A 19,949-nucleotide genomic window follows, 5' to 3' on the forward strand; every position below is an offset into this window, starting at 1 on the left:
TGCCTGATCTACGCGGGTTCTTGCCTATTCCTTGGGACCTTGGGTCTGAGCTGACACCTCGGTGGGTCGGCTTTACTATTCCGGTCTATGCTCGGAATAGGCAATAAAGACGTTTGTTCAGGCAATTTGCCCCTCGATTGCCCTGCAATACTGGCGTCGATGAAACCCAGTCGTGCAGCGTGGGCCTGATCCGTTTGGATGTTCTTGAAACAGCTGCGCTGACTAGGGCGTTCTGGCACTTTCTTCAGCCTCTTTCCAGACCAAGCATGGAGGAAGAGCTTGTGGCTCACCTTGTACACCCCACCGATTCTATCGAGCTGCAAAGCAGCTCCTCCGGCAATGCCGAGCCGCTCGTGACCAATGATACCCGCAGGCTGGCCCAGGCCCTGAGCCGGTGGGCACGCAGCGACGGTGACCACGAAACGCCCGTACCTGGCCTCACGCTGCACCGCCGCCATAAACTCACCATGCCCCTGCACTGTATCTACGGTCTGGGCCTGGGCCTGACCGTGCAAGGGCGCAAACAGGTGATTGTCGGCGAAGAGCTGATGACCTATGGGCCGGGGCAATCGATGGTCACCAGCATCGATATGCCGGTGATTTCCAATGTCATCCAGGCCAGCGTTGCACAGCCTTTTCTGGGCATGATGTTGACCTTCGAGAATGCGCTGGTCGTCGAAATCGCCGAGCGGCTGCAGTTGTCGCAGAGGCTCAAGGACGAAACCTTCAAACCCTTGTCCGTAAATGATCTGGACAGCGGGGTGCTGGAGGCGCTCGAACGTCTGATTGCCTTGTTCGATCACCCCGAACTGCTTAAATCACTGGCGCCGTTGATCAAGGAAGAGATCATCATCAGGCTGATGAATGGCGCTCACGGGCCTCATATGCTTCATGTCGTCAGCGCGGGGTCGCCCAGGCAGAACATCGACAAAGCCGTCGCCTGGCTCAAACTTCATTACAACGAGGCGCTGCGCATGGATGATCTGGCGACCATTGCCCATATGAGCCCTTCCACTTTCCGACAGCACTTTCGTACCGTCACGGGAATGAGCCCCTTGCAGTATCAGAAACAACTGCGTCTGCAGGCTGCACGCCAGTTGATGTACAGCGAAAACATCGATGCCAGTAGCGCAGGCGGTCTGGTGGGCTATGAAAGTTCTTCCCAATTCAGTCGCGAATACAGCCGCCTGTTCGGCCATCCACCGCAGCGCGATATCAAGCGCATGCGGGTTCAATAAGTTCATGAATCGAAATAAATCGTTTTAGGCAATCATGACCCTGAATAGGGCAAGCCCGATTTCGTGTTTCCTTTTAACGTGGGCCACCCCTTTATCGGAGCCCCTGTCATGGCCTCACTTTTTGATCCGCTCGCCGTAAAAGGCGTCACGCTGCGTAACCGTATCGTCGCCTCGCCCATGTGCCAGTACCAGGCACGGGATGGACTGCTCAACGAATGGCACCAGGCCCACTACACCCTGCTGGCACGTGGCGGTGCGGGGCTGGTGATCGTCGAAGCCACCGCCGTAGCACCCGAAGGTCGAATCACGCCAGGCGATGCAGGCTTGTGGAGCAACGAACACGTACCTGGTTTTGCAGCCGTTGCCGCGTCGATCAAGGCGGCTGGCAGCGTTCCCGGCATTCAGATTGGGCATGCAGGCCGCAAGGCAGGCTGCACACCGCCCTGGGAAGGAGGCGCGCCGCTGGAACGCTTCGATCCGCAGGCATGGACACCGGTAGCCCCCAGCCCCCTGCCCTATGTGCCTGGCTCGGATTACGTACCGGCGGAACTGACTCAAGATCAGATCCTGGTGACTCAACAAGACTTCGTCGACGCGGCCATTCGTGCACGACAAGCCGGTTTCGAGTGGCTTGAACTGCACTTCGCACACGGCTTTCTCGGGCAAACGTTTCTGTCACCGCAATCGAACGTCCGTGAGGATCAGTACGGCGGTCCGTTGGAAAACCGTGCTCGATTTCTGCTCGAAACCCTGAAAGCGGTGCGGGAGGTGTGGCCGGAGCATCTGCCATTGACCATGCGCCTGGGCGTGACCGAATTCGGCGAAAACACACATCACTCGTTTTCCGAATCCCTGCAGCTTCTGAAGTGGGCAAAGGAAGCGGGGTTGGACCTGGTCGACGTAGGGCTGGCCCTCGCCTGCGCCAATGATCCGGTACCTTGGGGCCCTAACTTCATGGTTCCGTACGCTGAACGCGTGCGGCTGGAGACAGGCTTGCTGGTTGCGACGAGCTGGATGATCACGGACCCGAAAGAGGCTGACGCTTTTGTGCGTGAGCACAAGCTGGACCTGGTGTTCTTCGCTCGTACGCTATTGGCCAACCCACACTGGCCCTTCCACGCTGCTCGGGAGCTGGGGATAGAGAAACCCGAAGCGGTGCTGCCCACGCCCTATGCATTCTGGCTGCAGAACTGGTCGGCCTGAGTGGGCAGGAGCGTGCGGCTTCAACCACGCTGCCGCACGCTGCGCGCTTCACTCAGGTCAACAGCTTGTCCATGGTGAACGGCAGATCGCGGATCCGCTTCCCGGTGGCGTGATACACCGCATTGCCAATGGCCGCGGCCACACCCACGATCCCTAGCTCGCCGACCGCCTTGCCACCCAAGGCGCTGGCTTGCAGGTCGGTATCCCCCAGACTGACCTTGACCGAACTTGTGGGTACGTCGAGTACCTCCGCTGCGGTCTGAGCGAGGATCGTGTAGGTGCCCGTACCCAGATCGGTGCCCGCGCTGAGTACTTCGATACGCCCGTCTCGTTGCGATTGATTGCAGCAAGTCAGGCAAGAGCGATTCGTTGGTTCAGGCAACATTTCCAGTGACCCTCGCAAGCTGCCGTCGTGGAGCCCCTCTTGCCCTCGCAATCCAACTGAACTTTGCTTTCATCGTCCCTCTCAATCGTCAAACCCTGACGAGTCATATCCATGCTTCCACACAGCAGACAAGGCCACGGGGCGCCCACCTTCGTGCTGATGCACTACCTGGGTGGGTCCCACCGTACCTGGTTTCCTACTCTTCCCTATCTGGACGATGAACATCATTGCGTGGCGATCGATACGCCGGGATTCGGCGATGCGGCGCACGTCGAGGGTTACAGCGTCGACGCGATGGTCGAGCATGTGGACCAGTGCATCCGTGAGCTGGGCCTAACGAACTGTGTATTGGTAGGCCATTCGATGACAGGCAAGGTCGCCGTTGTTTTGGCGTCACGCCGGCCTGATTATCTGAACGGGCTGGTACTGGTCGCGCCCTCGCCTCCCGGCCCCCAGCCGATGACGGATAAAGACCGAGACGAGCAACGCGCTTACGCAAAGACACGCGCCGAGGCCGAAGAATTCGTCGATGAGTCCAGCACGTTGCGTTTGCCCGACGATGTCCGGGAAGTCGCTATCGCCGATGCCCAGCGCGTAAACCTCGATGCCTGGCGCGCCTGGGTCGATCACGGCAGTCGCGAAGATTGGAGTGCCCGATTGGGGACGATCGATTATCCGGTTCTTCTGGTCTGTGGCGAGCTCGATGAGCAGGTGCCGGGGCCTGAAGAGCAGCGCCGGACGACGCTGGCAGCCTTTACCCACAGTACGTTGGAAGTCATTCCCAACGCGGGCCATCTGATGCCGATGCAGACGCCTCAGGCGCTGGCGACGTTGATGCTGGCGTTCGTGAAAGCGCAGTGCGGCGGATGACCGTCCTGAAAACCGCCTGCTCAGGCGGTTTTCATCAAAAACGGAGTGACTGGCTTTACGTGAATACCGGTCGACACCTAGGCGTAGTGCCTCACGGCGCGATCAACCGATCCTGTTGTACAACAACATCGGTGTACGAATCCTCAGCCTCGGCATGCTGTGCAGCCCATACCCGATAAGTACCCTTGCCTATTTTGAAGCAACCCTCTGCAGGCCCTTCCTCATAGCGCGCAAACACTTGAGGCTCCAACTCCAGCTCGACGATACTGTGCTGCCCGGCCTCCAAGTCGACTTTCACGAAGCCCGCCAACCTGCGGACGAAACCGCTATCGCCCAATTTGGCCACGTAGCACTGCACGACCAACTTGCCCGCCCGTTTGCCGCTGTTCATGACCTGCACCGAGGCCTTGATCTGGTCACCGTACGCGACGTTCAGACTGGAAATCTCATACTGTGTGTAGGACAGGCCAAAGCCGAATGGGAACAATGGCTTGAGCTGCTCGCGCTCGAACCAGCGATAGCCGACGTCTGAGCCCTCGATGTCGTAGTCAATTGGGATAATGCCGCCTTTGCGCGGCATGCCGGGATTGGACGTGGTGGTTTCGGGGTCTATCTGCTCGGGTCTGGGCAATTGCGCTTCGCTGGCCGGGAACGTCAGCGGCAAATGGCCGGATGGATTGACCCTGCCGAACAGCACGCCGGCGATCGCTGCAGCGGCGCCGGAACCTGGGTACCAGACCGCCAGGATCGCACCCACCTCATCCTTCCAGGGCATCAGGACTGGACCGCCTGACTGTATGGCCACAACGGTTACGCTGTTGGCCGCCGCGACCGCGCTTATCAGTGCGTCCTGATTGCCTGGCAGCCCAAGGCCTACGGCATCAAGGCCTTCGGAACGCCACTCCTGAGCAAACACGATCACCACGTCGCTGCGCCCGGCTTCGAACGCCGCTAGATCGATGTCGCTGCCGTCGATGAAGCTCACCTCTTGGGCTGAACTCTCCTCGGCAATGGCTGTGACCAAGGGCGCAGGTTGATAGACCTTGTCCACACCAACGCCCATGATCGTAGTGCCTTCCTTCTTCAGGCTGCCCAGCGGCGTGACGGCCGAAGATCCGCCGCCACACAGTACGCCATGGTCAGCGTGCTCGCCGATGACCAGTATCCGTTTGCGCTTCTGCAGGATCGGCAAGCGTCCGGCATCGTTCTTCAGTAACACGATGCCTTCTTCGGCCTGACGTTGCGCGATCAGCTTGTGAGCGCTGAAATCGATCGGCTGGGGCTTAGACTCAGTCGCGTCCTGGTCAAGAATACCCACTGCCAGCAGGCTGGTGAGGATCCGGGTGACCATGTCGTCGATGCGCGATTGCGGCACCCGGCCGTCCTTGACCGCGTCGCGCAGGGCCTGACCGAAGTATTGCTGGTCGTCCAGGTTGGCGCCCGATTGCACGTCGAGTCCGGCCAGCGCCGCCTTGACCGTGGAATGGGTCGCGCCCCAGTCGGACATGACCCAGCCTGGGTAACGCCACTGCCCCTTCAGTACGTGATTGAGAAGAAAATCATTTTCCGACGCGTAGTCGCCATTGATCAGGTTGTACCCCGGCATCACTGCCCCAGGGCTGCCCAATTCGATGGCGATCTGAAACGCAAGAAGGTCCGATTCGCGCATGGCAGGCTCCGACAGATTGGAGCTCACCATCACCCGTCCCGTCTCCTGGCCGTTGGCGATGAAGTGCTTGACCGTGGACACCACGCCCTGCGCCTGGATGCCGGCAACCGAGTGGCCACCCATCACACCGGAAAGCACTGGATCCTCGGAGACGTATTCGAAGTTTCGGCCACAGCGTGGTTCGCGAACCAGGTTGATGCCGCCGGCCAACTGCACGTTGAAGCCTTTGGCGCGTGCTTCGCGACCGACCAGGGCGCCACTTTCGTAGGCCAGTCGGGTGTTGAAAGAAGCGCCCAAGGCCAGGGAACTGGGCAGGCCTGTGGCGTGATCGCCCGGACGCACGTTGCCGATGTTACTGATACCAAGGCTCGCGTCAGCCTGCTGCATCGCCGGAATACCCAGGCGCGGGATGCCAGGGTAATAAGCGGCGGAGCCAATGGCACCTTCCGGTTTCGGCGTATCCCCAACGGGAATGGCCATCGGGCCGGACAACCAGGAAAACTTCTCGTCCTCGCTCATTTCGGCGACCAGACGCTGAGCCTGCGCGCGTAAGGCTTGGGCATCGGCAGAGCTAGTGGGGTGCAAACTGTTCAGCGGTGTACTTTTCATTAGACGGATTCCGAATTGCCAGTTACCCAAGTGACCCCTGACAGGAAGAACCGTTTCAGCCAATTTGCCATGGGCCATCCGCACCGTAGGCGTACGCGCTTGCCACAAGGCACGCGACGATCCGCCGCGCCATTCGCAGCACTGTCGTTTCGAACTAAATCGTTTCAGCTTAACCAAAGCCCAGATTGTTCCAGTTCCCGAAGCCCACCTGCATGTCCACTGACCACGCTTACCATTTCACCGAGGACCAACGTCCGAACGTTGCCGGTGCGCCCTATCTTCCGCCGCACACCCTTGGCCGTCGGGTGGCCTATGTGATCGTCGCGCTGCTGATGAGCCTGTCGGGTACGTTCGGCAACAGCTTGATCACCGAAAACCTGGCGCAACTGGCCGGGGGCTATTCGGCGTATTCGGCCGAGATGGTCTGGCTCACCGGGGTGTTCGTCGGCGTGGGTGCCTGCAGCAACCTGTTCGTGATCAAGGGGCGGCAGCAGTTCGGGTTGCCGCTCATGCTGTTCGGCGCCTTGGGGCTCTACGCTCTGGCGGCAGCGGCGGATGTGCTGTTCGCCAATCTGACCACCGCGATACTGTCCCGCGCTGCGAACGGGCTGGCCACCTCGACGGCGGTGGCTTCAAGTGTCTATTACCTCATGTCGGCGCTGCCCCAGAGCAAACGGATTCTGGCGGTGGCGACGCCTATCGCCTGTGTCCAGTTGGCTCAGCCACTGGCGCGCCTGGTGCCGGTCGACTTTCTCATTGCCGACGGCAACACCACTCTGCGTCTGTTGGTGCTGCTGATACCTGTCCTGCAGATCGTGATCCTGGCCCTGAATCCACTACCACCTACCTACCGCATCAAGACCTTCGAGTGGGTGGATCTGATCACGGGTGTGTTCGTGGCGTGTGGCGCCGTCATGTTGGGATGTGGGCTGGCTACCGCGTCCACCTATTGGTGGAACGACGCACCATTCGTTGGCGAGCTGATGCTGGGCGCTGTGTTGACCATCGGTGCAGCCCTGCTGGTCGAGGCGTGCCGCAAGCGTCCCGAGATCGACATCGGCTGGTTGAGCAATCGCCATATTTGTACGTTCATGGGTATCGCGCTGCTGGAACGTGTATCGCTGGCCGTGCAGACCAGCAGTGTGCCCGGCCTGTTCGCACTGCGCAGCCTCAACAACGATCAGTACCATGCCCTGTTTGGCTGGGTGTCCGTGGCGATGCTGGCAGGCATCGTGATCATGCTGGCGACGTTGAACCCGCGTTCGTTGCTGTATCAGATGGTCGCCGCGCTGGGCTGCATTGCCATGGGCGCGCTGCTGGCGTGCTTCAGCAACGGTTCGGTTCGCCCGCAGGATCTGATCGTGTCCCAGTGCCTGATCGGCTTCGGTGCCACGCTGTTCGTCGGCCCAGCGCTGCTCTACAGCGTCTCGCAGGTGCTGAAACAGGGTCCGCAGGTACTGGTGCCGACCGTGTTGATTTTCGCCGCCACGCAGAACCTGGGCAGTGTGATTGGCTCGGCCCTGCTGAACAGCGTCCAGTACGCAACGCAACGCTATGCGATCTCCGGTTATGCCAATCGCCTGAGCGCAACCGATCCGCGCATCGATCCGTCGGCGCTTTCAACGCTCAGCAGCCAGGTGAGCCGACAGGCCAGTGTGATCGGCTACCTCAATAGCTTTCGCCTGGTATTGGTGATTGCACTGGCCGCCACACTGGTGGTGCTGGCCGCCGCGGCTTATTCCAGCTACTCCAATCGCCATCCAAAGAGGAAACCCACGTGAGCAAGGACTCTCCTTCCGAGTCGTCACCGTCCGAGTCGTCTGACGATACCTGGAAGCCTGCCAAGCCCAGCCTGATCCAGCTCGGTGCAATTGCCCTGGTTGCGTTGCTGGCGGTGACGTTGGTGCTTTACATATGGCGTTTCTTTCCCTTCAGCGATGACGGTCCCTATACCGATAACGCTTACGTGCGTGGCTATGTCACGACTCTCGCACCGGAGGTCTCAGGGCACCTCACCAACGTGCTGGTCAAGGACTATGAAACCGTCCACGAAGGCCAGCTGCTGGCGCAGATCGACCCCGCCAGTTACGCCGCCAGTGTCGAGCAGGCGGTCGCCGACCTCGACGCCGCCAAGAGCGACCTGGCCAATAACGCTCAGTCTCAAGCGTCCGCCGTGGCGACCTTGAGTGCACGCCAGGCGGCACTCGGCACCGCCAATGCAGAATTGCTTCGCGCCCAAGGGGATTACGCCCGCAGCGAAGCGCTGGTCAAGGAAGGTGGGGTGTCCATCCAGGAAAGGGACACCGCGCTGGCGGCGTTGCGCAGTGCCAAAGGCGCGCTCGCCGAAGCGCAGGCCAATATCAAGGTGGCGCGCGCCGACGTGCGTACCCAAGAGGTGGCGGCACAGGGGTTGAATGCCAAAGTGCAGCAGGCCAAAGCGGCGCTGGACTCGGCCCGGATACAGCTCTCCAGGACACGAATCGTGGCGCCGGCTGACGGTCAGCTCGGCCGTGTCGAATCCCATGTCGGCCGCTACGTCGGCGCCGGTACTGCACTGTTCAGCCTGGTCGAAACGGACCGCTGGGTAATTGCCGATTACAAGGAAGCGCAGACCCATGGCATCACCCTCGGCCAGACCGCGCACTTCGAGGTCGATGCCCTTCCCGGCACGACGTTCACCGGCATCGTTGAGCGGATGGCCCCGGCTACCGGCCTGGAATTCTCGGCAATGACTGCCGACAACGGCACCGGTAACTTCGTCAAGGTGCCCCAGCGCTTGGGCGTACGCATTGCCATCGACCGTGATCAGCCGCTGTTCGAGCGTTTGCGTCCGGGGATGTCGGTGGAGATGCGGGTGGATACGGACGGTGGCGAGTGAGCCAGAGATCAGGCGCCATGTCCGACTCACACTTTGCTCTCTTCGAAACACCCAGGCTGATCAACTTGCTTTGGAGTTACTAGATCGGCTCGCCTACTACCATTTCATCTCACCTTTTGCGACCTTGGCACTGAGTTCCAGTGACGACTCATCGCCCAACGCCGGATAGTGTGCCTTCATCGCCGCGACCAACGCGGTCGAGTCCTTGGCTTTGACTGTCTCGGCATCGAAGGTTTTTATGTAGTCCGCCGTGAAGCGTGCCGCGTCGATTGCGTTGCGTTCACCGGGCAGAAAGTGGCCGGGGATGATGGTCACAGGCTTGAGTTTCTCGATATGGGCCAGCGTGGCCAGCCAGTCGGCGTGGGATTTCGCACTTTGTGTGTCGGCCATCCAGACGTGGATGTTGTTAGAAAGCACGACGCCGCCAAGTACCGTTTTGGTTGACGGTATCCAGACGAAGGTACGCTCGGGTTGCGGGCCGTCCAGGCCGATGATCTGCAGCTGTCGGCCTTCCAGTTCGAGACGGTTGCCTTCCAGCACCTGCGGCACGATGAGTTTGCCTGGACCACCGTCGCCCATTTGGGGCCCCCAATAGGCCAGCTTGCTGTCCTTGGTTTGCTTGATGTGCGCGACGGTCTGCGCGGTCGCTAGCACTTTTGCCTTGGGAAAGGCCTCGGTGATGGTTTGCAGGCCGAAGTAGTAATCGGGATCGCCGTGACTGATGTAGATGGCAGTCAGTGTTTTCCCGCTCTGGTGGATGCGTTTGAGCAGTTCTTCGGCCTGCGGCCGGGCAAATTGTGCGTCGACCAGCACCGCCTCCTTCTCGCCGGTGACGAGTACCGAAGACACCGGAAAAATCGCCTCCGGGCCCGGATTGTAGACCTCTACGCGCAGAGGTTCTGCGGCCAGGGCCGCGCCTGCGCCCCCCAGCAGGATCAGGCTGGCAAACACACGTCGTGCGATGAATCGGATCATGGAAATTCCATCTCGAGGGTTAAGGTGGATGGAGGTTAGATGAGATTTATCGCTCGAAAACAGTAGATTTGCAGCATATTTGTTTCAGGAAATAAGCCTAATCGCGGGATTACGTCACAAGCTTGCCATGCCGTGTATGTATCTCGCAGGCACGTATCGGCGGTATTGCGTGCGATGCTGGACTTCCTGGTCGTACGGTTTTCGGAAGAGCCTGGGCGGGATAGCGCAGTGGGCGGAAGCGAATCGTCAATAGCGAAAGTATGATCCGCTACATCGCAAAGTGTTGAATCACTGTTGCGCAGCAAACAGTACTTCAATATATAGCTAAAACTCAGCTCGCTATTCCACCATGGAAGTTGCAGCAGCATTTATATTTCTATTCAATCTAAGCACGCCATGTATGGCGGGGGCTTCAACAAACTATCGCTGCTCTTTGTGTCAGATCCCTGCGCGCTAATACAGCACTTATCTTTCAGTGCTGCAGGGCCGACCTACCTCTTATCTGGATCTCGGATACCAACCATGGCCAAACAGCTTCAAATTCTCGACGGCGGTATGGGCCGTGAGTTGTCGCGCAATGGCGCACCGTTTCGGCAGCCGGAATGGTCAGCGCTGGCGCTGATCGAGGCACCTGAATATGTGCGGCAGGCCCACGATGCTTTCATCGAGGCCGGTGCGCAGATCATCACGACCAACAGCTACGCCGTGGTGCCCTTTCACGTCGGCGATGTGCGCTTCGAACGCGACGGTGCAGCACTGGCGCGTCTGGCGGGCACGATTGCCCGTGACGCTGCCGATGCCACTGCACACAGCGTTCGGGTTGCAGGGTCGTTGCCTCCTGCGCTCGGTTCGTATCGTCCGGATTTGTTCGAGCCCGTGCAGGCAGCCAGAATTCTTCAGGTGCTGATTGATGCCTTGAGTGACCAGGTCGATCTGTGGCTGGCCGAGACCCAGAGCTCCATTGCCGAGGTGCGGCTGGTCGCCGAGTTGCTCAAGGACGACCCACGTCCGCGCTGGTTTTCCTTCACGCTGGATGATGCACTCAATGCTCAGGGTAAGGCTCAACTGCGCTCCGGGGAAAGCATCACTGCAGCCGTAGCCGCTGCGACGCAGCTGGACGCGGCGGCCATTCTGTTCAACTGCAGCCCGCCCGAAGTCATGAGTGCGGCCCTGCTCGAAGCGGGCGCCCAAAGTAGGCCTGCGTTGGGTATCTATGCCAACGCCTTCGAACCGTCGGATCAGAAACGTGGAGCCAACGTCGGCCTCAGTGCAATGCGGCGGGACACCGAGCCGAACAACTATCTACGCTGGGCTCAGGAGTGGGTCGCCCAAGGGGCCAGTATCGTCGGCGGCTGCTGTGGCATCGGCCCGGAACACATTCACGCGCTATCGACCGCCCTGGTCGACGCTGACCTTGCCCCCGCTGCACAGGATGCCTTGCATGTTTGATCGTCGTTCTTTCATCAAGGGCACCAGCGCGGCGGCCATGACGGCGGCGATGGCCTCTGCCTGGCCGTTGCGTTCCTTCGCACAGGACAGCCTGGAACCGAAAAAAGGCGGGCATCTGGTTGTCGGGTTGGACAACGCCTCCACCACCGACCGCCTCGACCCTGCCTTCTGGTTCGAAAGCTGGATGTACGTCACCGGCAGCCAGTTGTTCAACGCACTGGTGGAAGTCGATGACACCGGAGCCATCGTTCCCTCACTCGCCGAATCCTGGTCCAGCGCCGATGGTGGTCGCAAGTGGGTGCTGAACATTCGCCAAGGCGTGCAATTCCACGATGGCCGGTCGCTGAGCGCAAAAGACGTCGTGTGGTCGCTCAATCACCACCGCGACGAGAAATCGTCGTCGCCCGTCAAGGTGTATCTGGAGCCGGTCACGGACTTGCGGGCCAGCGCCGAGCACGAAGTCACCATCACGCTGGCAGATCCGAACGTCGAGTTCATCGCATTGCTTTCGGCGGTCCATTTCGTGATCACTGCCGAAAACGAACCCTTCGAAAAAGCCATCGGTACCGGGGCCTTCATCCTGGAAAACTTCCAGCCGGGCGTGCGCATGCTGGTCAAGCGCAACCCCAATCACTGGAACCCTTCCCGCGGCCACGTCGATTCGGTCGAAACCCTGGCCATGAATGATTCGACCGCGAGGGTGGCGGCGCTGGTCAGCGGTTCGGTGCAGATCATCAATCGCGTCAACCCACGCATTGTCGGTCGCATCGAAAAGATGCCATCGATCCAGCTGATCCGCGACAAGGACAGTCAGATCTTCACGCTGCCGGGCCTGGCCAATGTCGCACCGTTCGATTCCCTTGATGGGCGGCTGGCGCTCAAGTACGCCGTGGATCGGCAGCAGTTGATCTATACGGTGTTGGGCGGTTATGGCTCGTTGGGCAACGACAACCCGGTTTTCCCCTCGAACCGGTATTTCGCCAAGGACATTCCGCAACGGCTCTACGATCCCGATCGCGCGCGCTTTCACTGGCAAAAGGCGGGCTTCTCCGGCCCGCTCACGCTCCACGCGGCGGATGCCGGTTTTCCGGGCGCCGTAGATGCCGCTCAGTTGTATCAACAGTCGGCGCAGAAAGCCGGTATTCCCCTGGCCATCGAGCGCGTACCCAACGACGCCTTCTGGACCGATACCTGGCTGAAGAAGCCATTCTGCACCTCCAACTGGGGCGCGCGGCCCACTGCCGATGCGCTGCTGTCCATGGTGTTCACCAGCAATGCGCCGTGGAACGAATCGGCCTGGCGGGTCCCGGCGTTCGATCAGCTGGTCAAGGCTGCGCGCGGCGAAACCGATGAAGACAAACGTCGCCAGATCTACCACGACATCCAGCTGATGCTAGTGGACCAAAGCAGTGAAATCATCCCGCTGTACGCCGACGCGCTGGCGGCCACACGCAGCAATGTGAAAGGTTTCAGTTCGGTGCCTGGTGTGCCGCTGAGCGGCAACCGCGCCGCCGAAAAAGTCTGGCTGGAAGGATAGACACCATGTCTGCAACATTGCCCATTACTGCAGGCGCAAAGGGGCAAAGCGTGCTGGCGAGCATGATCGCGCGACGGCTGGTGGCCGGCTTGGTCATGCTGCTGGCCACCTCGCTGTTGATCTTCATCGGCCTGAACCTGCTGCCCGGCGACACCGCCACCGCGATCCTCGGTCAGTCCGCGACACCTGCGGCGATCCAGACGCTAAAGCTGCAACTGGGGCTGGATCAGCCGGCGGGCTGGCGGTATCTGCACTGGCTGGGCGGAATCCTGCAGGGCGACTTCGGCATCAGCCTGACTTCACGGGAAAACATTTCCGTTGCGCTCTCGCAACGGCTGCAGAACACCTTGTTCCTCGCCGGCAGCACGGCGCTGGTGGCGGTGCCCCTGGCGCTGCTCATGGGTCTGGTTTCGGTCCGTTTTCACGGCGGCTGGATCGACGGGCTGCTGAACCTGTTGAGCCGGATGACCGTGGCCTTGCCGGAGTTTTTCTCGGGCTATCTGCTGATTTTCGTCTTCTCCATGACCCTTGCCTGGCTGCCCAGCAACAGCAGCGTGCAGGTGGGCATGCCGCTGTCGGAGCGGTTGCTGGCGATCGTGCTGCCTGGGGCCACGCTGGTGCTGGCCGTGCTCGGCCACATGAGCAACATGACCCGCGCAGCATTGCTCAGCGCCCAGCGCAGCAGCTATGTCGACACCGCCGTGCTCAAGGGCCTCTCGCCTATGCGGGTGTTGTGGCGCCATGTGCTGCCCAACGCCTGGGGACCGATCATCAATGTCATCGTGCTGAATCTGGCGTACCTGATGGTCGGTGTGGTGATCGTGGAAAACGTTTTCGTGTATCCCGGCTTGGGCCAATACCTCGTCGACAGCATCGCCAAGCGCGACGTGCCGGTCGTACAGGGCTGTGCGTTGGTCCTGGCTGCCCTCTACATCCTGCTCAACCTGTTCGCCGATGTGGTCGCGCTGTTGACCAATCCCCGCCTACGCCACGGAAACTAGTCCATGCCCGCTCCAAGAATCATTCACGTGCCCGGCATCGTCGGTCTGATCCTGTTCGTGGCCATTGCCCTCCTCGCACCCTGGCTGGCGCCTCACTCCCCCGATCAGGTGATCGGCTCCGCATGGGACCTGCCGTCGGCTCTTGCACCCCTGGGCACCGACAACCTAGGTCGCGACCTGCTGTCACGGTTGATCTGGGGTACGCGCACTTCATTGTCGGTGACCGCCGCCGCGGCGGTGGTGGCCTTCGTGTGTGGCACGACGCTGGGTTTCATCGCCGGCGCTGCAGGTGGCTGGATCGACCAACTAATCTCGCGGGTCAACGATGTGCTCATGGCCATACCCACGTTGATTCTGGCGTTGGTCATTCTGGCAACGCTGCCCAAGACCCTGGGTGTGATCATTCTGGTGCTCGGGGTGCTGGAGGCCACCCGTATCCTGCGCGTGGCCCGCGCCGTCGCCGTGGACATCGCCGCCATGGAGTTCATCGATGTAGCGCGCATGCGCGGTGAGCGCCTGGGCTGGATTCTGTTGCGGGAGATCCTGCCCAATGCGTTGCCGATCCTGATTGCAGAGTTCGCCCTGCGGTTCGTGCTCATTCTGCTGTTTCTTTCCGCGCTGTCGTTCCTGGGTCTTGGTATCCAACCTCCCACTGCCGATTGGGGCGGCCTGGCCCGGGACAACAAGGACGGTGTCCTGTTCGGGGTCTGGGCAGCGCTGGTGCCGGGTGCGGCGATCGCCGCGTTGGCGCTGTGCATCAATACCCTGGCCGACTGGCTGCTGGGGAGCAACACCAGGCAATGGGGAGCTCGCAAGCATGGTTAATTTCCCACCCGTCGCAACGGCGCCGCTGTTGCGTGTCGAGCAGCTGCGCATCGCTGCCAGGGGCGAGCCTGGTCGGCTGTTGGTCGACGACGTCTGCTTCAGCCTCGAGGCAGGCGAAGTGCTTGGCTTGATTGGCGAATCGGGGGCGGGCAAGTCGACCATTGGGCAGGCCCTGCTGGGTCATTTGCGCGAAGGGATGGCAGTTGCTGGCGGACGTATCCTGTTCGAAGGGCGCGACCTTCTGCACCTGTCGGAACCCGAGTTGCGCCGAATTCGCGGCAAGCGCATTGCCTACGTCGCTCAATCCGCCGGATCGGCGTTCAATCCAGCCCTTACCATCGGAGACCAGGTGATCGAGGCCGCGCAACTGCACGGGCTGATGGACGCTCAAACCGCCAAGGCGCGGGCACTGGAGCTGTTCGCCCAGTTCTCGCTGCCGCAGCCTGAGGCGTTCTTTTCACGCTATCCGCACCAGGTCTCGGGCGGGCAACTGCAACGCGCGATGATCGCCATGGCCCTGTGCAGTTCGCCGCAGTTGATCGTTTTCGACGAACCGACCACCGCACTGGACGTCGTCACCCAACTGGGGATTCTGCAAGCGATCGCTCAAGTGATTCGCCAGGCAGGTGTTGCGGCGATCTATATCAGCCACGATCTGGCGGTGGTCGCACAACTGGCTGACCAGATCATGGTGCTGCGTCATGGGCGATGCGTGGAACATGGCACCACCGAGCAGATCCTCCAGCGTCCGGCGCAGGGCTACACCCGGGATCTGCTCAATGCCGGGCGCGCGGGCCGTATGTTGGGTAGCACAGATGCCGCAGCCTCTGAGCTGCTGGTCATCCGCTCGCTGACCGCAAGCTACCGGCAGCGACCGGTGCTCAACGATCTCTCACTGCGTCTATGCAAAGGACGCACGCTGGCGCTGATCGGTGAATCCGGATCGGGCAAGTCGACCTTGGGCAGAGCTATCTGTGGCCTGCTCGGCGACGTGGGCGGTTCGATGACGCTCAACGGCGCGACGCTGCCCTTTGACCTGCGTCGGCGAAGCCGTGACCATCTGCAGCAGATCCAGATGGTCCATCAGATTCCAGACAACGCACTGAACCCCAGACTCTGCATTGGCGATCAACTGGAGCGCGCCGTGCAGATATTCACCGGGCTCAGCCGACCGCTAAGGCAACGGCGCGTGGCCGAACTGCTTGAACAGGTCGGTCTACATGCCGGCATTGCGAAGCGACTTCCGCACACCCTTTCCGGTGGGCAGAAACAACGCGTTTGCATCGCCCGGGCTCTGGCCGCAGAACCCGCTCTGATCATCTGCGATGAACCGACCTCGGCCCTCGACCCACTGGTTGCCATCGACGTGTTGGCATTGCTGCGACGGCTGCAGACTGAAACGGGCGTGTCCTATCTGTTCATCACCCATGACCTGCACGTCGCCAGGGAAATTGCCCATGAGGTCGCCGTGCTACGCGACGGAGGCATCGTTCGGCATGGCCGTACGGCTGAAGCGCTCAGCGCACCTCTGGACGACTACACCCGGCGCCTGGTCGAAGCCGTGCCGCAGATGCGGCAGGACTGGCTGATGCAGAGGGCCGGGTGACTTGACGGTTCAGCGTGGCTGCTCCCTGCCGTTCATAGCCGCTGGCACAGGCGGCTCGGGCCGGAACATCAAGCAAAACCCTACAAGCACTACCGCCGCGAACCCGGCCGGAAACAGCCAGATACTCTGCCAGTCATGCAGCATTGCCGATGCGTAGTGATCGGTCACCTTCCCCGCCACCCAGAACCCGATCAACATGCCCAGCCCATAGGTGGCCAGCGTGATCAACCCCTGTGCCGAGCTGCGAAAGCGCTCGGGGGTTTTGGCGTCGGTGTAGATCTGCCCGCAGACGAAGAAAAAGTCGTAGCAGACGCCATGCAGCGCGATGCCGATCAGCAGCATAGCGACTTGCTCGCCGCCACTGCCGTAGGCGAACAGCACGTAGCGCAGCACCCAGGCGAGCATGCCGACCAGTAGCGCGATCTTGATCCCGAAACGGGCAATGAACAGCGGCAGCAGAAGCATGAACAGCACTTCGGACACCTGCCCGATCGCCATTTTCGCCGTGGGATTGGCAACACCGATCTCGGCCAGGAACGGGTTGGCGTTCTGGTAATAGAAGGCCAGTGGAATGCAGATCAGGATCGAGGCCAGGAAGAAAATCAGATAGCTGCGATCTTTTAGCAATCCGAGTGCGTCCAGGCCCAACACCTGGCGCAGCCCCTGGCGCTCGCCGCTGGCTTGCACGGGCGCCGTGGCGGGCAGTGTAAAGCTGTAGAGACCTAGCAGCAGCGACGCGATGGCCGACATCAGGAAGGTATTGCGCAGTGCGCCGCCGGCGATGCCTTGGGCGGAATCCCAGGCGAAGACCATGCTGATCACCACGCCGGCGACGATCCAGCCAATGGTGCCCCACACGCGAATGCGGGAAAACTCGCGGGCCGGGTCCTGCATCTGGCGGAACGCGACCGAGTTCACCAGGGCCAGGGTCGGCATGTAAGCCACCATGTAGGCCAGCACGTACGGGTAGAAGGCGGCGAAGTCCGGCGCTCGATACAGCTGGTACAACAGCACTGCGCCCAGCAGGTGAAGCACGGCGAGGATACGTTCGGCGTTGAACCAGCGGTCGGCGATCAAGCCAATGACAAAAGGCGCAATGATCGCTCCCCATGACTGCGTCGAGAACGCCAGGCCGATCTGGCCGCCGCTTGCCCCCAGTCCCGTCGCCAGGAAGGTACCCAGGGTGACGAACCAGCCGCCCCAGATGAAGAACTGCAGGAACATCATCACGCTCAATCGCGCGTTCATGGTTTTCATTGCACTCACCGTTTTATTGTTATGGCAGGTGTCGGTCGAAGGCTCGCAGATTTCAGTCTTCAGGCAGGCCCAGTAATCGCCGGTTGGAATGAACATCGGCAGACACCCCGGCGAAATCGTCGAAGGCCCGTTGGGTGCGTGTGATCATGTGGCGCTCGATGAACACGGCCCCCTCACCCGCGCCTTGCGCCGAATCCTTCAGGCAGCATTCCCACTCCAGCACGGCCCAGCCGTTGAATCCGTATTGGGTCAATTTGCTGAAGATCGATTTGAAATCCACCTGACCGTCGCCCAGGGAGCGGAAGCGTCCAGGCCGGTCGACCCAATCCTGATAACCCCCGTAGACACCCGCCCGGGAGTCGGGACGAAACTCGGCATCCTTGACATGGAACATGCGGATGCGCGCGTGATAGCGGTCGATGAAACCCAGATAGTCCATCTGCTGCAGCAGCAGGTGGCTGGGGTCGTAGAGAATTGCGGCCCGCGGATGGTGGTCCACCGCCTGCAGAAAACGCTCGAACGAAGCGCCATCGTGCAGATCTTCGCCGGGGTGGATCTCGTAGCACAGGTCGACGCCAGCGTCTTCGAAGCAATCGAGGATGGGCAGCCAGCGCCTGGCGAGTTCGCCGAACCCTTGTTCGACCAGACCCTTTGGCCGCTGCGGCCACGGATAGACATAAGGCCACAGCAGCGCACCGGAAAAGGTCGCGTGGGCTTTCAGACCCAGCCGCTGGCTGGCGCGGGCGGCAAGCTTGAGCTGGTCGCTGGCCCATTGCGTTCGGGCCTGGGGCCGACCGCGCACGTGGACCGGCGCAAACTCGTCGAACACCGCATCGAAAGCCGGATGCACCGCCACCAGTTGACCTTGCAGGTGGGTGGACAGCTCGCTGATCTGCACGCCTGCGTTTGCGCAAATGGCATTGAGTTCGTCGCAGTACGTCTGACTGTGCGCCGCTCTTTCCAGATCGATGTATCGGGTGCCCAGCGTGGGCAATTGAATGGCCTTGTACCCCTGGGAGGCGGCCCAGCTGGCGATGTTGGCCAAGCTGTCGAAAGGCGCTTGGTCGGACATGAACTGGGCCAGAAATATGCCCGGTCCACGCAGTCCGTGTTCGGTTGCAACGTTCATCATGAAAGGCTCCGTGAGTGCAGAGGACAGACCAACTCGGTCCACTTGGCATCGCTGCGGTGGCTGGCGATGGCGGTTTCGATGAAGGCCATTCCACGCAGACCCACCTCCATGCCCGGCACGCCCGGCGCCTGGTTGCCGCCGCCACCGGCCTGGATGGCATCGGCGAAATCCACGTAGAGATTGGCCATCGCCTCCAGGTAACCCTCGGGATGACCGGCCGGCAGACGCATCCGTCGTGTGGCAGCCGCGCTGAGCCACGGCTGCCCGAGGCCCGAGCGCAGGACACGCATGGGCTGATCCAGCGAGCGATGGATCAGGTTGGACGGCTCTTCCTGACGCCACTCCAGTCCGCCCCGCTCGCCGTAGATGCGAATTTTCAGCGGGTTTTCCTCGCCGGCGCAGACCTGGCTGGCGATGAGTACGCCGCTCGCACCGTCGTTCATCTTGAACAGCATGCTGGCATCGTCGTCCAGCCGGCGGCCCTCGATATGGGAGCCGAGCATGGCATTCAGGGATTGCACCTGCTGATCGGCGATGAACTCGGCAAGACTGAACGCATGGGTGCCGATGTCGCCGATGCAGCCGCCGATGCCGGACTGTTCCGGGTTGTCACGCCAGTCGGCCTGTTTGTTGCCATCGCGGGCAATATCTTGGCTCAGCCAACCTTGGGGGTATTCGACGATGACTTTGCGCACCTTGCCGATCAGGCCGTTGCGCACCAACTCACGGGCTTCCCAGACCATGGGGTAGCCCAGGTAAACGTGGGCCAGACCGTACAGGCGATCGCTGCCGAGCAGCACGCGATCGAGGCCCTGCAACTCGGCCAGGTTCAAGGCGGCGGGTTTTTCGCTGAACACGTGAAAGCCTGCCTGAATGGCCTGCCGAGCGACCGGGCATGAAGATGATTCGGTGTGACGTTCACCACCAGTTGCATGCGCTGGTCACTGGGCAGGCGTGATTCGGTCTCGATCATCTGCCGCCAGTCGCTGTAGATGCGCGCTTCGGGCAGGTCCAATGAGGCGCCCGTGCGCTGGTTGTTTTGCGGGTCGCGGCTGAAGGCGCCGCACACCAGTTCGAAACGTCCATCCAACGCCGCTGCCTGGCGATGCGCCTTGGCAATGAAAGACCCTTCGCCGCCACCGACGAAGCCCATCCTGACCTTGTGCATGGTACCCAACCTCATGGGCTGAATCGGTAAACACAGACTGAACCGCGTAAGTGAATTATCGATGTAACCGGTTACATTTGTGGATTGAATCTAGACCTTGGGCTGCGAGCTGTCAAACGCTAACGGTGAGTATTCAAGCGTAAGCGC

At 61.1% G+C, this 19,949-nt stretch carries 14 protein-coding genes and 2 pseudogenes; 10 read left to right on the forward strand and 6 right to left on the reverse strand.

Going from position 1 to position 19,949, the window contains the following annotated elements; genetic code table 11:
• Nucleotides 1-179 precede the first annotated feature (179 nt).
• Nucleotides 180-1,238 (forward strand): AraC family transcriptional regulator, encoded by a 1,059-nt coding sequence (locus tag LT40_RS10495; protein ID WP_237749253.1) that lies wholly within the window; start codon nucleotides 180-182, stop codon nucleotides 1,236-1,238.
• Nucleotides 1,239-1,346: 108 nt separating this feature from the next.
• On the forward strand, nucleotides 1,347-2,441 hold the full coding sequence (locus LT40_RS10500) for an NADH:flavin oxidoreductase/NADH oxidase (protein WP_043189721.1): 1,095 nt from the start codon (nucleotides 1,347-1,349) through the stop codon (nucleotides 2,439-2,441).
• 52 nt (nucleotides 2,442-2,493) lie between these two features.
• Here the strand turns inward: LT40_RS10500 and LT40_RS21775 are convergent.
• A pseudogene (locus tag LT40_RS21775) lies at nucleotides 2,494-2,775 on the reverse strand (molybdopterin cofactor-binding domain-containing protein); the annotation flags it as partial.
• Nucleotides 2,776-2,937: 162 nt separating this feature from the next.
• Between LT40_RS21775 and LT40_RS10510 the strand changes: the two are divergent.
• On the forward strand, nucleotides 2,938-3,696 hold the full coding sequence (locus tag LT40_RS10510) for an alpha/beta fold hydrolase (RefSeq protein ID WP_043189723.1): 759 nt from the start codon (nucleotides 2,938-2,940) through the stop codon (nucleotides 3,694-3,696).
• A 91-nt stretch (nucleotides 3,697-3,787) separates the two neighbouring features.
• Here LT40_RS10510 and LT40_RS10515 read toward each other — a convergent pair whose 3' ends face one another.
• Nucleotides 3,788-6,151, reverse strand: coding sequence for a beta-glucosidase (locus LT40_RS10515; protein ID WP_237749254.1), 2,364 nt, complete (start codon nucleotides 6,149-6,151; stop codon nucleotides 3,788-3,790).
• 35 nt (nucleotides 6,152-6,186) lie between these two features.
• On the opposite strand from LT40_RS10515, the gene LT40_RS10520 reads away from it, so the two are divergent.
• Entirely contained in the window at nucleotides 6,187-7,755 is a 1,569-nt protein-coding gene (locus tag LT40_RS10520) for an MFS transporter (RefSeq protein WP_043189725.1), read from the forward strand.
• Complete coding sequence (locus LT40_RS10525) at nucleotides 7,752-8,852, forward strand: HlyD family secretion protein (protein ID WP_052393389.1); 1,101 nt, start codon at nucleotides 7,752-7,754, stop codon at nucleotides 8,850-8,852. The genes LT40_RS10520 and LT40_RS10525 overlap by 4 nt, the downstream gene beginning before the upstream one ends.
• 96 nt (nucleotides 8,853-8,948) lie before the next feature.
• On the opposite strand, the gene LT40_RS10530 is transcribed toward LT40_RS10525, so the two are convergent.
• Nucleotides 8,949-9,827, reverse strand: a complete 879-nt coding sequence (locus tag LT40_RS10530; RefSeq protein ID WP_043189726.1) for an MBL fold metallo-hydrolase — start codon at nucleotides 9,825-9,827, stop codon at nucleotides 8,949-8,951.
• Nucleotides 9,828-10,349: 522 nt separating this feature from the next.
• On the opposite strand from LT40_RS10530, the gene LT40_RS10535 reads away from it, so the two are divergent.
• From LT40_RS10535 to LT40_RS10555, 5 genes are read left to right on the forward strand one after another with little or no spacing between them, the layout of a single operon-like run.
• Nucleotides 10,350-11,276, forward strand: a complete 927-nt coding sequence (locus LT40_RS10535) for a homocysteine S-methyltransferase family protein (RefSeq protein WP_052393390.1) — start codon at nucleotides 10,350-10,352, stop codon at nucleotides 11,274-11,276.
• Nucleotides 11,269-12,813: an ABC transporter substrate-binding protein gene (locus LT40_RS10540; protein ID WP_043189729.1), complete on the forward strand. Its 1,545-nt coding sequence runs from the start codon at nucleotides 11,269-11,271 to the stop codon at nucleotides 12,811-12,813. Before LT40_RS10535 ends, LT40_RS10540 begins: the two co-directional genes overlap by 8 nt.
• Nucleotides 12,814-12,818: 5 nt before the next feature.
• A complete protein-coding gene (locus LT40_RS10545) occupies nucleotides 12,819-13,814 on the forward strand; it encodes an ABC transporter permease (RefSeq protein ID WP_043189732.1) in 996 nt (331 codons plus the stop codon).
• 3 nt (nucleotides 13,815-13,817) lie between these two features.
• Entirely contained in the window at nucleotides 13,818-14,639 is an 822-nt protein-coding gene (locus LT40_RS10550; protein WP_043189735.1) for an ABC transporter permease, read from the forward strand.
• Nucleotides 14,632-16,245 (forward strand): ABC transporter ATP-binding protein, encoded by a 1,614-nt coding sequence (locus LT40_RS10555; protein ID WP_043189737.1) that lies wholly within the window; start codon nucleotides 14,632-14,634, stop codon nucleotides 16,243-16,245. The genes LT40_RS10550 and LT40_RS10555 overlap by 8 nt, the downstream gene beginning before the upstream one ends.
• 9 nt (nucleotides 16,246-16,254) lie before the next feature.
• Here LT40_RS10555 and LT40_RS10560 read toward each other — a convergent pair whose 3' ends face one another.
• From LT40_RS10560 to LT40_RS10570, 3 genes and pseudogenes are all read right to left on the reverse strand, one after another.
• Complete coding sequence (locus LT40_RS10560) at nucleotides 16,255-17,502, reverse strand: nucleoside permease (RefSeq protein ID WP_043189739.1); 1,248 nt, start codon at nucleotides 17,500-17,502, stop codon at nucleotides 16,255-16,257.
• A gap of 52 nt (nucleotides 17,503-17,554) precedes the next feature.
• Nucleotides 17,555-18,634 (reverse strand): sugar phosphate isomerase/epimerase family protein, encoded by a 1,080-nt coding sequence (locus LT40_RS10565; protein WP_148308548.1) that lies wholly within the window; start codon nucleotides 18,632-18,634, stop codon nucleotides 17,555-17,557.
• Nucleotides 18,631-19,787 (reverse strand): annotated as a pseudogene (locus LT40_RS10570) (Gfo/Idh/MocA family protein). Before LT40_RS10570 ends, LT40_RS10565 begins: the two are co-directional and overlap by 4 nt.
• Nucleotides 19,788-19,949 lie beyond the last annotated feature (162 nt).

It is taken from the genome of Pseudomonas rhizosphaerae (assembly GCF_000761155.1).
GTDB lineage: Bacteria > Pseudomonadota > Gammaproteobacteria > Pseudomonadales > Pseudomonadaceae > Aquipseudomonas > Aquipseudomonas rhizosphaerae.